14 protein-coding genes are annotated in these 13,792 nt (G+C 57.2%); 9 read left to right on the forward strand and 5 right to left on the reverse strand.

Translation table 11 applies throughout. The features are described from left to right. Positions 1-13: 13 nt before the first annotated feature. The 3 genes from recF to dnaA all read right to left on the reverse strand — a co-directional run bounded on the left by recF (position 14) and on the right by dnaA (position 3,788). Entirely contained in the window at positions 14-1,099 is a 1,086-nt protein-coding gene (gene recF / locus C1Y42_RS21540) for a DNA replication/repair protein RecF (RefSeq protein WP_058758201.1), read from the reverse strand. A gap of 179 nt (positions 1,100-1,278) precedes the next feature. Next, on the reverse strand, positions 1,279-2,379 hold the full coding sequence (gene dnaN, locus C1Y42_RS21545; protein ID WP_010617831.1) for a DNA polymerase III subunit beta: 1,101 nt from the start codon (positions 2,377-2,379) through the stop codon (positions 1,279-1,281). Between the two features lie 5 nt (positions 2,380-2,384). Further along, positions 2,385-3,788 carry a chromosomal replication initiator protein DnaA gene (gene dnaA, locus C1Y42_RS21550; RefSeq protein WP_031279599.1) on the reverse strand — a complete coding sequence of 468 codons (1,404 nt, stop codon included), beginning with the start codon at positions 3,786-3,788 and terminating at the stop codon, positions 2,385-2,387. A gap of 601 nt (positions 3,789-4,389) precedes the next feature. Between dnaA and rpmH the strand changes: the two genes are divergently transcribed. The 8 genes from rpmH (at position 4,390) to C1Y42_RS21590 (ending at position 10,735) form a co-directional block, all read left to right on the forward strand. Next, complete coding sequence (rpmH, locus tag C1Y42_RS21555) at positions 4,390-4,530, forward strand: 50S ribosomal protein L34 (RefSeq protein ID WP_000831330.1); 141 nt, start codon at positions 4,390-4,392, stop codon at positions 4,528-4,530. Positions 4,531-4,545: 15 nt separating this feature from the next. Then, positions 4,546-4,905, forward strand: coding sequence for a ribonuclease P protein component (gene rnpA / locus C1Y42_RS21560; protein WP_040679622.1), 360 nt, complete (start codon positions 4,546-4,548; stop codon positions 4,903-4,905). Further along, a complete protein-coding gene (gene yidD / locus C1Y42_RS21565) occupies positions 4,869-5,126 on the forward strand; it encodes a membrane protein insertion efficiency factor YidD (RefSeq protein ID WP_071813586.1) in 258 nt (85 codons plus the stop codon). Before rnpA ends, yidD begins: the two co-directional genes overlap by 37 nt. A gap of 2 nt (positions 5,127-5,128) precedes the next feature. After that, positions 5,129-6,775, forward strand: coding sequence for a membrane protein insertase YidC (gene yidC, locus C1Y42_RS21570; RefSeq protein ID WP_021506916.1), 1,647 nt, complete (start codon positions 5,129-5,131; stop codon positions 6,773-6,775). Positions 6,776-6,855: 80 nt separating this feature from the next. Then, on the forward strand, positions 6,856-8,220 hold the full coding sequence (mnmE, locus tag C1Y42_RS21575) for a tRNA uridine-5-carboxymethylaminomethyl(34) synthesis GTPase MnmE (RefSeq protein WP_104094317.1): 1,365 nt from the start codon (positions 6,856-6,858) through the stop codon (positions 8,218-8,220). Between the two features lie 207 nt (positions 8,221-8,427). Continuing rightward, a complete protein-coding gene (locus C1Y42_RS21580) occupies positions 8,428-8,685 on the forward strand; it encodes a helix-turn-helix domain-containing protein (RefSeq protein ID WP_104094318.1) in 258 nt (85 codons plus the stop codon). Continuing rightward, positions 8,685-9,995: a type II toxin-antitoxin system HipA family toxin gene (locus C1Y42_RS21585; protein WP_104094319.1), complete on the forward strand. Its 1,311-nt coding sequence runs from the start codon at positions 8,685-8,687 to the stop codon at positions 9,993-9,995. Before C1Y42_RS21580 ends, C1Y42_RS21585 begins: the two co-directional genes overlap by 1 nt. Before the next feature lie 149 nt (positions 9,996-10,144). Further along, positions 10,145-10,735, forward strand: coding sequence for a malonic semialdehyde reductase (locus tag C1Y42_RS21590; RefSeq protein ID WP_021506918.1), 591 nt, complete (start codon positions 10,145-10,147; stop codon positions 10,733-10,735). A gap of 41 nt (positions 10,736-10,776) precedes the next feature. On the opposite strand, the gene C1Y42_RS21595 is transcribed toward C1Y42_RS21590, so the two are convergent. Continuing rightward, positions 10,777-11,286, reverse strand: a complete 510-nt coding sequence (locus C1Y42_RS21595; protein ID WP_031279601.1) for a flavin reductase family protein — start codon at positions 11,284-11,286, stop codon at positions 10,777-10,779. 293 nt (positions 11,287-11,579) lie between these two features. Here C1Y42_RS21595 and C1Y42_RS21600 point away from each other — a divergent pair, with 293 nt between their 5' ends. Continuing rightward, positions 11,580-12,344: a 4'-phosphopantetheinyl transferase superfamily protein gene (locus C1Y42_RS21600; protein WP_031279602.1), complete on the forward strand. Its 765-nt coding sequence runs from the start codon at positions 11,580-11,582 to the stop codon at positions 12,342-12,344. Between the two features lie 27 nt (positions 12,345-12,371). Here C1Y42_RS21600 and C1Y42_RS21605 read toward each other — a convergent pair whose 3' ends face one another. Then, positions 12,372-13,685 (reverse strand): NCS2 family permease, encoded by a 1,314-nt coding sequence (locus C1Y42_RS21605; protein ID WP_058770726.1) that lies wholly within the window; start codon positions 13,683-13,685, stop codon positions 12,372-12,374. Positions 13,686-13,792 lie beyond the last annotated feature (107 nt).

Genomic DNA, 13,792 nt, shown 5'->3' on the forward strand with positions numbered 1-13,792 from the left:
GTTTCTCGCTCATTTAATCTTCAGGTTGAACCGCTATTTTACCCTGTTCCACGCGGAACATCTTGCCCTTTTCGTCACTCATATCGATTACATGCTCGACACCAATGGCGCTGACAAACACCTGAGCCTGCGTGGCTTTCAGGCGTTCCGCCAGCAGGCGACGACGGGTGTCATCCAGCTCGGAGGCGAAGTCGTCAATCAGGTATAAACAGCGACGTCCGCTGCTGCGCGTCAGGTACTCGCCCTGCGCTAACCGCAACGCACACATCAGCAGCTTTAACTGACCGCGTGAGAGTAAATCTTCCACCGGCGTGCCTTCAGCACGAATCCGAAAATCGGCTTTGTGCGGACCGCTGGCGGTGTAGGTGAGCGCACGATCGCGCTCGAAGTTGCGCTCCAGCAGCTCGCCGAAGTCGCTCTCTTTGTCCCAGCCGCGCTGGAAGGAGAAGCTCAGCGCAAACTCCGGTAAAAACTGGCTGCAGGTGGCGGTGATTTCGCTGGCAATGGCTGCGCTGTATTCAGCGCGCCAGGCGCTGATCTGTTCTGCCAGCGGCACCAGCTCCTGATCCCATGGCCGGATCTGGCTGTAGCGCGCGACCTGGCGCAGCGCCGCGTTGCGCTGTTTCAGCAGGCGACGCAGATTGCTCCAGGCCAGAAAGAAACCGGGATAAGCATGAAAGCAGCCCCAGTCGATGTAGGCTCTACGGTATTTGGGGCCGCCGTTGAGCAAAGTAAACCCCTCTGGCGTAATCAGCTGCATCGGCAGCAGCTGCGCCAGCTCGGCGACTTTATGGCCGTCGCTGCCGTCGATGCGGACTTTGCTGTCGCCGGCGCGGTTTTTACTCAGGCCGACCGCCAGCTCGCGCTCGCTGCCTTCAATCCGCCCGTGCAACACAAACGCGTCCTGATCGTGACGAATTACGCGTCCGGCCTGCAAACTGCGGAATGCGCGGCCGTGGCCCAGCGTATAAATCGCCTCCAGCACGCTGGTTTTACCGCTGCCGTTGGCGCCCACAAGAAAATTAAAGCCCGGCGCCAGCGTGAGATCGGCCTGCTCGATATTACGAAAATCTTTAATCAGGAGGCGGGTTAAAGCCATGAACGAATCCAGCTGCGCATTAAGAAGTGGTGTTCACCTAACCCTGCAATCGAGGGCGTTAACGGCGAAGCTAGTTTGCGCACGGCCAGCGCACAGACCCTGGGAGCATACTGAAGTATGTGACCAGGGGCGAGCACTGCCCGGGTGCAAAATAGCGAGTAAGTTAGCCCGCCAGACGATCACAGGCGCATGGGCATCACGACGTAGGCCGCAGCCGGACTGGCTACATCTTCAATCTGCACGCTGGAAACCGAATCGGTCAGCAGCAGGCGCACGTTTTCGCACTTCAGCGCGTTCAGCACATCCAGCACGTAGCTGACGTTAAAGCCAATCTCCAGCTCGGTGCCGCTGTACGACACGTCCAGCATCTCTTCCGCCTCTTCCTGCTCCGGGTTATTGGCCGTGATGCGCAGCTGATTTTCGGTGATATAGATGCGAACACCACGAAACTTCTCGTTCGACAGGATCGCCGCGCGGGCAAAAGCCTGTTTCAGCAGATCGCAGCCCGCTTCCAGCGCTTTGTCAGGATTCTTCGGCAACACGCGGCGATAATCCGGGAAACGGCCATCAACCAGCTTCGACGTAAAGATAAAGTCGCCGACATGCGCGCGAATGTTGCTGCTGCCGATCTGCACCTGCAGCGGCGTCTCACCGCCGTCCAGCAGACGAACCAGCTCAATCACACCTTTACGCGGTACGATCACCGAATGGTTCGGCAGCGCCTGCCCGACAGGCATCGAACAGACCGCCAGACGATGGCCGTCAGTGGCAACGGTGCGCAGCTCTTCGCCTTCGGTCTCGAACAGCATGCCGTTGAGATAGTAACGCACATCCTGATGCGCCATGGAGAACTGCGTGGCTTCAATCAGGCGTTTGAGCGTGGCCTGCGGCAACGTGAATTCCACTTCGCTCTGCCAGTCGTCGAGATTCGGGAAGTCGCTGGCTGGCAGCGTCGACAGCGAAAAGCGGCTGCGGCCGGAGCGCACCAGCATGCGGTCACCTTCCAGCGTCAGACTGATCTCTGCGCCTTCAGGCAGACCACGGCAGATATCAAGAAACTTACGCGCCGGGACGGTTGTCGCGCCCGGTTCGTGCGGCTGGGTCAGCGCCACGCGCGCCACCATCTCCATCTCAAGATCGGTACCGGTCAGCAGCAGCGTGCCTTCATTCACCTGCAGCAGTAAATTTCCGAGGATCGGCAGCGTCGGGCGTCCGCCAAGCGGGCCACTCACCTGTTGCAGTGGCTTCAGCAACTGCTCACGTTCAACAATAAATTTCATATGCGTCAGGAAGATAATGTTCGAATGAGGTTAGAGAAATCTTCTTTGATGTCGTGGCTCTCTTCACGCAGCTGCTCGATTTTACGGCAGGCATGAAGCACGGTGGTATGGTCACGGCCACCAAACGCATCGCCAATTTCCGGCAGGCTGTGGTTGGTGAGCTCTTTGGCCATCGCCATCGCCATTTGACGCGGACGCGCCACCGAGCGCGAACGGCGCTTCGACAGCAAATCCGCCACTTTAATTTTGTAGTACTCGGCCACCGTCTTCTGAATGTTGTCGATGGTCACCAGCTTTTCCTGCAGTGCCAGCAGGTCGCGCAGCGCTTCGCGCACAAAATCGATGGTGATGGCACGGCCGGTAAAGTTGGCATTGGCAATCACACGATTCAGTGCCCCTTCCAGCTCACGCACGTTAGAGCGCAGACGCTTGGCAATAAAGAAGGCCACTTCGCCCGGCAGACGGATGTCGTTTTCGTCCGCCTTTTTCATCAGGATCGCGACACGCGTCTCCAGCTCAGGCGGCTCGATCGCCACGGTTAATCCCCAGCCAAAGCGTGATTTCAGACGATCTTCCACCCCGTTGATCTCTTTCGGGTAACGATCCGAGGTCAGGATGATCTGCTGATTACCTTCCAGCAGCGCGTTAAAGGTGTGGAAAAACTCTTCCTGCGAGCGCTCTTTATTGGCAAAGAACTGAATATCATCGATCAGCAGCGCGTCCACCGAACGGTAGTAGCGCTTAAACTCCTCGATGGCGTTGTTCTGCAGCGCTTTCACCATATCCTGCACGAAGCGTTCAGAGTGCATATAAACCACTTTGGCATTCGGCTTGCGCGCGATGATGCCGTTGCCCACCGCGTGCAGCAGGTGCGTTTTGCCGAGGCCAGTGCCGCCATACAGGAACAGCGGGTTGTAAGCGCCGCCAGGATTATCCGCCACCTGACGTGCCGCCGCGCGCGCCAGCTGGTTGGATTTACCCTCAACGAAGTTGTCGAAGTTGTGGCGGTTATTCACGTTCGAGCGGTAGGTCACATCAGCCGGTGCCGGAACCGAATCCCAGCTCGGGCGCAGCGGCTGTGCCGGTGCCGGACGATTCTCAGCCGGTGCGGGCGCGCTGACGCTGCTGGCCATGGCGGGTTGCGTAGCAGCAACCGGCGCAACCGGGCGCGTACCGACCTCAAAACGCAGCAGCGGCACGTTCGCACCGCAGAATTCATTCAGCAGCCCATTGATACTATTGAGATATTTATCCCGAACCCAGTCGAGTACAAACCGATTTGGTGCATACAAGGCCAGCGTATTGTCGTTCAATTCAGCCTGCAGCGGACGAATCCACATGCTGAATTCGGTGGCAGGAAGCTCATCCTGCAAACGGGCAAGACACTGTTGCCAAAGCGTAAGTGACACGGCGGACTCCACTCGTACAAAATCGATAAGAATTTCAGGCGCTAATAATAGAAACTGTCTTTTTTGACACAGGCGGTCAGAAAGCGCCTGCGACCGCTATCCGCGGTAGTCATCCCCGGCGATCGCAAGGAGGATCGTCAGCGGAAGGGCGGATCATAGCGCAAAGCGCCTCAGAGATCTTCCCTTTCTACACAGTTTTGATCCATTTTATCCACAGGGTGTCCAGGCATGCATCAGTTTACGCCGTCTGCGGAAAAAGCGAGCGGGGATCAGGCTGAAAGCGAGAAATTTTCCACCGCGCTCGCATTTTTGCCGTCACGATCGGCGCGGCGATCGCAAGAAGATCCTGGACGATCCTTGCGCTTTCCTTTATAGCCCGTATAATTCCCCACCCGGCATTGGCGCGTGAAGCTTTGATGCCCGGAATTAGCGGGCTGTATCAGAGTTTTCAGGTCTCGCGCCCAGCGAAGTAAATTGACTCCGGACTGTACAATTATTACAATCCCGCCTCTTTATTAAAGACACATTGAGGCGTCGGTCGTTTTACTGGCCCGAAAACGCGTCACCCAGTGAAATTTTTCAAGTTTAGGTAGAAATCGCCATGAAACGCACTTTTCAACCGTCCGTACTGAAGCGCAACCGTTCTCACGGCTTCCGTGCTCGTATGGCTACTAAAAATGGTCGTCAGGTTCTGGCACGTCGTCGTGCTAAAGGCCGTGCTCGTCTGACCGTTTCTAAGTAATAAAAGCTAACCCTCGTGGTTAAGCTCGCATTTCCCAGGGAGTTACGTTTGTTAACTCCCGCTCATTTCACTTTCGTCTTCCAGCAACCTCTTCGGGCTGGCACGCCGCAAATTACCATCCTCGGCCGCCTTAATTCGCTGGGGCATCCCCGCATCGGTCTTACCGTCGCCAAGAAGCACGTGAAACGCGCCCATGAACGCAACCGGATCAAGCGATTGACCCGCGAAAGCTTTCGTTTGCGTCAACACGAGCTGCCGCCGATGGATTTTGTCATCGTGGCGAAAAAAGGGATTGCTGACCTCGATAACCGTGCACTGACGGAAGCGTTGGAGAAATTATGGCGTCGTCACTGTCGCCTGGCGCGCGGCTCCTGATCGCCCTGATACGCGTTTATCAACGCGCCATCAGCCCACTGCTGGGACCTCATTGCCGGTTCCATCCCACCTGCTCGCAGTATGGGGTGGAAGCTGTACGCCGCTTCGGCATGTTAAAAGGCAGTTGGTTGACGATTAAACGCGTATTAAAATGCCACCCTTTGAACCCGGGTGGCGACGATCCGGTGCCGCCAAAAACCTTTGATACCAGAGAACATTAACGATGGATTCGCAACGCAATCTCTTTCTCATCGCTTTTCTGTTCGTGTCTTTTATGATCTGGCAAGCCTGGCAGACGGACCACGCTCCGCAGCCACAGCAGACCCAGACCACGCAGAACACAAGCAGCGCAGCGGGTGATGCCGCCTCTTCCGGCGTGCCGGCTAGCGGCCAGGGCAAAACGATCACCGTTAAGACTGATGTCCTGTCACTCAACATCAATACCCGCGGCGGTGATATCGAGCAGGCACAGCTGCTGACTTACCCGGACAAACTGGGTTCAGACGCACCGTTCCAGCTGCTGGAAACCACTCCGGCCTTCGTTTATCAGGCGCAGAGCGGCTTAACCGGCCGTAACGGTCCGGATAACCCGAACAACGGCGCACGTCCGCTGTATACCGCTTCCCAGGATCACTTCGAGATGGCCGATGGCCAGACCGAGCTGCGCGTGCCGCTGAGCTGGACCGGTGAGAACGGCGTGGTTTATACCAAAACCTTCGTGTTCAAACGTGGCGAATTCGCGGTTAACGTCGACTACAACATCAATAACGCCTCGCAGCAGCCGCTGGAAGTGGCGATGTTTGGTCAGCTGAAGCAGACGATCGATCTGCCGAAGCATCGCGATACCGGCAGCAATAACTTTGCGCTGCACACTTTCCGTGGTGCCGCTTACTCGACCAGCGATGCGAAGTATGAAAAATACAAATTCGATACCATCGCTGATAACGAGAACCTGAACACCACCACCAGCAACGGCTGGGTGGCGATGCTGCAGCAGTACTTTGCGACCGCATGGGTGCCGCGCACTCAGGGTAACAATACGCTGTACACCAGCAATCTCGGCAACGGTGTGGCGGCAATCGGCTATAAGTCGGCGCCTGTGACCATCGCCGCCGGCGCGCAGCAGGATCTCGGTGCCACCCTGTGGGTCGGTCCGGAAATCCAGGACAAAATGGCCGCTATCGCGCCGCACCTCGATCTGACCGTGGATTACGGCTGGCTGTGGTTCATCTCTCAGCCGCTGTTTAAGCTGCTGAAGTTCCTGCACAGCTTTATCGGTAACTGGGGCTTCTCCATTATCGTTATCACCTTCATCGTGCGTGGCATCATGTACCCGCTGACCAAAGCGCAGTACACCTCGATGGCCAAGATGCGTATGCTGCAGCCGAAGATTCAGGCTATGCGTGAGCGTCTGGGTGATGATAAGCAGAAGCAGAGCCAGGAGATGATGGCGCTGTATAAGGCGGAGAAAGTGAACCCGCTGGGCGGCTGTCTGCCACTGGTTATCCAGATGCCAATCTTCCTGGCGCTGTACTACATGCTGTCCGGTTCCGTTGAACTGCGTCATGCTCCGTTTGTACTGTGGATCCATGACCTGTCCGCGCAGGACCCGTACTACATTCTGCCGGTCATCATGGGTATCACCATGTTCTTCATTCAGAAGATGTCACCGACCACCGTGACCGATCCGATGCAGCAGAAGATCATGACTTACATGCCGGTTATCTTTACCGTGTTCTTCCTGTGGTTCCCGTCAGGTCTGGTGCTGTACTACATCGTCAGCAACCTGGTAACCATTCTCCAGCAGCAGCTGATTTATCGCGGGCTGGAAAAGCGTGGTTTACACAGCCGCGACAAGAAGAAAGCGTAACGCCCGGCAACGCTGAGCAGGACGCAACATCTCCAGGGGCGGCATTTATGCCGCCCTGTTTTTTTTGGAAGAAGGTACTTATGAGCCACAGTGACACTATTGTTGCCCAGGCGACGCCTCCCGGCCGTGGTGGCGTCGGTATTCTGCGTATTTCCGGTGCCAAAGCCGCTGAAGTGGCGCAGGCCGTGCTGGGCAAGCTGCCGAAGCCACGCTACGCCGACTATCTGCCCTTTAACGATGCTGATGGCAGCGTGCTGGATCAGGGCATCGCGCTGTGGTTCCCGGGTCCGAACTCCTTTACCGGCGAAGATGTGCTGGAACTGCAGGGCCACGGCGGTCCGGTGATTCTCGATCTGCTGCTGAAGCGCATTGTGGCGCTGCCGGGTGTGCGCATTGCGCAGCCGGGCGAGTTCTCGGAACGCGCCTTTCTGAATGACAAGCTCGACCTGGCGCAGGCAGAAGCGATTGCCGATCTGATTGATGCCAGCTCCGAGCAGGCCGCCCGCTCCGCCGTCAACTCGCTGCAGGGTGCCTTTTCACTGCGCGTTAATGCGTTAGTGGAAGCACTTACTCACTTGCGCATCTATGTGGAAGCAGCGATTGATTTTCCGGATGAGGAGATCGACTTCCTTTCCGACGGCAAAATCGAAGCGCAGCTGAATGCGGTGATCGGCGATCTCAACGGCGTGCGCGCCGAAGCGCGTCAGGGCAGCCTGCTGCGTGAAGGGATGAAAGTGGTGATTGCCGGTCGTCCCAACGCCGGGAAATCGAGCCTGCTCAACGCACTGGCCGGACGCGAAGCAGCGATCGTCACGGATATCGCTGGCACCACGCGTGACGTGCTGCGCGAGCACATCCACATCGACGGCATGCCGCTGCACATCATCGATACCGCCGGTTTGCGTGAAGCCAGCGACGAAGTGGAACGTATCGGCATTGAACGCGCCTGGCAGGAGATTGAGCAGGCGGATCGCGTCCTGTTCATGGTGGATGGCACCACCACTGACGCCACTGAAGCCGCCGCCATCTGGCCTGATTTCGTGGCGCGCTTACCAGCCGCGTTGCCGATTACCGTGGTACGTAATAAAGCGGACATGACCGGTGAAACGCTGGGCCTGACAGAAGTAAATGGCCACTCACTTATTCGCCTGTCGGCGCGCACCGGCGCAGGCGTCGATACGCTGCGTGAGCATCTGAAACAGAGTATGGGCTTCGCCGGCAATATGGAAGGCGGCTTCCTCGCGCGTCGTCGCCATCTGCAGGCGCTGGAGTTAGCAGCCACTCACTTACAGGAGGGCAAAGAGCAGCTGCTGGGAGCCTGGGCGGGCGAACTGCTGGCCGAAGAGCTGCGGCTGGCGCAGCAGGCGCTGAGTGAAATCACCGGCGAGTTTACCTCCGACGATCTGCTGGGCCGGATTTTTTCCAGTTTCTGTATTGGTAAGTAAAACAAACCTTTATATTAATGGCTGGCGGCGTCTCTACCGTTCGTCAGCCACTCCATGCTGTGCTTCCCGGTATTATTAACCCGCGTTAACCCCAGTTCACTACCGCCAGTTGCGCGTGAAGCCGGGATTACCTGTGATAGCGAGTAAACCTTGATTCACACGCAATAGCGTGTAATGGTATCACGGTTGCCAGACTGGAGCGCCGCTATGAAAATCACCAGCGCCAAACAATTAAGTTCTTATCTCAAAGATAGAAGACTCACAGAGTCACTCTCGCAAGCGAAAGTCGCCAGCAAAATTGGGATTCGTCAGGATACCGTCTCGAGCTTTGAGCTACAGCCAGAAACCACCCGACTGGACACGCTGTTTCGTATTCTCGCTGCTCTGGATCTGGAAATGGAGATAAAACCCCGTGGTTTGCCATCGGCCAAACAGGACCCGGACGGCTGGAAGGAAGAGTGGTGATGACAGAACTGGATGTCTACATGAACGGCTATCGGACAGGCGTTTTCAGCAGGGCAGCAACCGGTGCACACACCTTCAGATATTATGAGAGCTGGCTGAATCAGCCGGGTAGCCGACCGATATCCCTCTCCATGCCTTTGCGCCACCAGCCTTACAAGGGCGCGGAGGTCTATAACTTTTTTGATAACCTGCTGCCTGATAACCCTGAAATTCGCGCACGTATTCTGTCTCGCTATCAGGCCAGCTCCACCCAGCCCTTTGACTTACTCGCAAAAGTCGGCAGCGACACCATTGGTGCGCTGCAATTGTTACCGCCTGACAGTAAACCGCACACTGTCCGAACGATCGATTACCGCCGGTTAAGCGATAGCGAACTGGAAAAAATCCTTTCAGGCTATCAGTCAGGCGCACCGCTTGGCATGCTGGAAGAGCTGACGGATTTTCGTATTTCACTGGCTGGCGCGCAGGAGAAAACGGCGCTGTTACGCATCGATCAACAGTGGTGCCTGCCGCAGGGCAATACGCCCACCACCCACATTTTAAAATTGCCGATTGGCAATATTCAGAGCCATTCGCATCGCATCGATCTTTCAGATAGCGTGGAGAATGAGTGGCTTTGTACGCTGATTGCCAGAGAATTTGGCCTGGCAGTTCCCCCTTGCTTTATCGTAAACACCGGGAAAATTAAAGCACTGGCCGTGGAGCGGTTTGATCGGCGTTATGCATCGGATGGACAGTGGATCATGCGGTTACCCCAGGAAGATTTTTGTCAGGTGCTGAATGTGCCCGCAGCAGGAAAATATGAAAGCCACGGCGGCCCGGGCATTTCTGCGATTATGGATTATCTCCTGAATTCAGTTAATGCAGAACAGGATCGATATGATTTCATGAAAGCTCAGGTCCTGTTTTGGCTGCTGGCGGCCACCGATGGCCATGCCAAAAACTTTTCTATTTTTATCGAAGCGGAAGGACGTTTTCGCCTGACGCCGTTTTACGACATTCTTTCCATTTATCCCGTGATTGGCGGTGCGGGATTACACATTCGTGATGCAAAGCTGGCAATGGGACTGAACGGGAGCAAAGGCCGGAAAGCCGCCATCGAACACATTTTTCCCCGCCATTTTATAGAAACCGCAAAAACGACAAAATTTGCCCTGACGGCGATGGCACACATCCTCGATGAGTTCAGAGCCAGAACGCCAGAAGTGATCCAACGCGTGCAGGAGCAAATCCCTGCAGCCTTCCCGTTACGCGTGAGCCAGACCATCCTCAATGGCTTTAAGGCGCGGGCCGCGCGTCTGCAGCAGTAAACGTTCAACGGTTGTCATGCGTGTTTGTTATTTGGCGCGCCTTCGCCTTTGTCGTATAACGGTTGAGGGTCGCCGCGTAAACGCAGCGGCCACATCCATTATTCATGCTAAAAATCAGGCGCAGGTTGTTGCCTGAACAGGAGAGAAACATGAGTACACCGCTCGACAGCGTGGCGCTGAACGCGCTGTTTACTGAAGCCCGCACCCATAGCTACTGGCAGGATAAACCGATTTCGCAGGAGGTGCTGAAGCAGCTCTATGCGCTGACGGCGCTGGGGCCGACCTCAGCCAACTGCTCGCCGGGCCGCTTTGTGTTCGTGACGTCTCAGGAAGGTAAAGAGAAGCTGAAGCCGGCGCTCTCCTCAGGCAATGTGGATAAGACCATGGCGGCACCGGTGACGGTGATTGTGGCGTGGGATCCGACCTTTTATGAAGCACTGCCAAAACTGTTCCCGCATGGCGATGCACGCAGCTGGTTTACCAGCAGCCCGGATTTGGCCAAAGAGACCGCGTTTCGCAACAGCAGCCTGCAGGCGGGCTATCTGATTCTGGCGGCCCGCTCGCTGGGACTCGATGCCGGCCCGATGTCCGGTTTTGATCCGGCTAAAGTTAACGCCGCGTTCTTCAGCGAAAATAACTGGCAGGTCAACTTACTGATCAACCTCGGCTATGGCGAAGCCAGCAAGCTGCATCCGCGCCTGCCGCGTCTGAGCTTTGACGAAGCCAGCAAATTTGCCTGATGCGTTAAGCCGCGCAGCCGCCCGACGCGCTGCGCCATGACTTAGCCCAGCGAGTGAAAACCGCTGTTGAAGTAGACCATCGGCGCTGTCGCTTCGCCCGGCAGCGCAATACCCACGATACGCGCCAGCAGCACGCTGTGGGTGTTCCACTCCACCGTTTTTTCCAGCTGACAATCGAAGCTCACCAGCGCATCAGCCAGCACGGGCGCGCCCGTATTAAGGGTTTGCCATTCACCGCTCTGGAAACGCTCAGCACGGCGCGTCGGCGAGCTGAATTGCGCGCATAGGTCATCGTGCTGCTCGCGCAGAACGTTCACGGCAAAGTAGCCCGCCTGCAGAATGGCATCGTGGCTTGATGCGCTGCGGTTAACGCAGACCAGCAGGCTGGGCGGTTCCGCTGCCAGCGAGCTGACCGAGGTGGCGATCAGCCCGAACTTTTCTCCGCTGGATGAGGTGGTCACCAGCGAGACACCGGCAGTGAGACGGCGCATGCCGTGACGAAATTCATCCAGCGAGATCGATTCCTGGCGAGCAAGAGAGGTAACAGACATAACAACTCCGACGTGCATGGTTTGCGATGCGCACGATTGGCAGATAGGTGAATAATTTAAGCACTTCATTGTGCAGCTCTTTCCTGTCCAAATCCTACACCACATCCGCCGCTTCGGCACCCCATCCGACACCAATGTGCAAAAGCCTCATATTCAATTGCAGCTCATGGCAATGAGATTCGCCTCGTCCTTATCTGAATTTACTGGCTATCCAGCGTAAGCCGGATGCAAACCCATGAGAAAATTCTTACAATAGCCCTGATGATTATCCGACCATTTTCACGGAGCGACAGATGGCTAGTCATTTTGTTCGTTGGGTGGTTAACCCGCCCCTCACCCCAGAGACCATGCGGGTTCCACAGGATGTGATGACCAGCGCCGGGCACCTGCCTGATAAGCGCCGCGGCCGCTTTCTTGCCGCACGCGCGCTGCTGGCCCAGCTGATGCTGCGCGTCTATGGTATTCGTGACCTGCCACCGCTGATCGCCAGCAGCAGCGGTCGTCCCTGCTTTGCCGATCCTAATCTGCCTGACTTCAGTATCTCCTATGCCGGTAACATGGTCGGCGTGCTGCTGGCGGAAGAAGGCGGGCGCGCTGGCCTGGATATGGAAATCGTCCGGGCGCATAGCCGTCAGGCGCAGGATGCCCTCACGCAGGGGCTGTCATCGGGTGAAAAGGCGTGGATTAACGCCCAGCAGGATTTTATGGAAGCGGTGACGCAGATCTGGACGCTACGCCAGAGCATCCTCAAACTGACCGGCGAAGCCAACAGCGGTATTGATGCGCTGCGGCTGCATCCGGCGGCCGGCCGGCTGCGATCCAGCGTCTATCCCGATATTCAGGCGGTGTGTGATGCCGAGCCGACGCTGGTGTGGTCCTGCGCGCTGTCGCCCGGCACTGAGCGTTTACGGCTGTGGGAGATTGATGCGCAGCAGCAGTGGCAGTCGCTGCGCGATGTGGAGATGAGCAAACCCAACATCGGGCCGCGCACCCTGCGCCTCACCAGCCTGCCCGGCGAGCGTGTCGCCAGTCAGCCGGAAGTCAGGCATCCCGGATAACCAGGCCGCACCCGCGGCCTGTTGCGTTTAGTGCGCGTCGATAAAAGCGATTTTCAGCACAAACAGCAGCGCCACCACCACCACGCACGGGCTGATTTCACGCCAGCGTCCGGTGCCGAGTTTCATCACGCAGTAAGAAATAAAACCGAGCGCAATACCTTCGGTGATCGAGAAGCTGAACGGCATCATCGCCGCCGTGACAAACGCCGGCACCGCTTCGGTGAGATCGTCCCAGCGCACGCGCGCCAGCGAAGCCGTCATCAGTACGCCAACATAAATCAGCGCACCGGCCGCCGCATAGGCGGGCACCATGGCAGCCAGCGGCGACAGGAACATCACCAGCAGGAACAGGATGCCGGTCACTACCGCCATCAGGCCGGTACGGCCACCAATCGCCACGCCGGATGAGCTTTCGATGTACGCCGTCACCGAAGAGGTGCCGATCAGCGAACCGGTGACGGAGCTGATGCTATCCACGTACAGCGCCTGTTTCATGCGCGGAAAAGTACCTTTCTCATCGGTCAGGCCCGCTTTATCAGTTACGCCAATCAGCGTACCGGACGAGTCAAACAGATTGACCAGCATGAAGGCGAAGATCACGCCCGCCATGCTCACGTTGAACGCGCCTTTGATATCGACCTGGCCGACCACCGAAGTGATGGCCGGCGGCGCGGCGAACAGCCCGGTAAACTTCACGTCGCCCAGCAGCAGACCGATCGCGGTGGTCACTACGATAGAGACCAGCACCGCCGCGTGGATGTTGCGCGACGCCAGAATCGCAATGATAAAGAAGCCGAGCGCGCCGAGCAGCACGTTGTGCGAGGCCAGGTTGCCGACGGTCACGATGGTGTCCGCGTTGGGCACAATAATACCGGCGTTTTTCAGCCCCATCATGGCGATGAACAGACCGATACCGGCGGTGATGCCCACGCGCAGGCTGAGCGGAATATTGGCGATCATCCAGTAGCGTACGCGCAGCAGCGTCAGGATCAGCAGCCCCAGCGCGCCCCAGAAGATTGCGCCCATGCCAACCTGCCACGAGTAGCCCATCGCACCCACCACCACAAAGGCAAAGAAGGCGTTGAGGCCCATGGCCGGTGCCAGCGCCACCGGCAGATTGGCCACCAGCCCCATCAGGATGCTGCCGAACGCAGCAATCACGCAGGTGGTGACAAACACCGCCTGGGTGTCCATGCCTGCGGCACCAAGAATCTGCGGGTTAACGAAGACGATATACACCATCGTCAGGAAAGTGGTGAAACCGGCAATCACTTCAGTGCGCGCGGTGGTTCCGTGTTCCTGCAGCCTGAAAATACGCTGCAAAAGGCCCTGCTCGTTCATTTCGCTGTTCCGATGAAAAATTTATCGCCGCGTATCCTATAGACTTTAGCGCCGCAAAACACTGATTTTTCGCAACCGGTTGCCTGGGGTCGCTTTCTGCGCTGAGT

Origin of the sequence: Pantoea sp. ICBG 985 (assembly GCF_002928365.1) — a bacterium.
In the GTDB taxonomy this organism is placed as follows: domain Bacteria; phylum Pseudomonadota; class Gammaproteobacteria; order Enterobacterales; family Enterobacteriaceae; genus Pantoea; species Pantoea dispersa.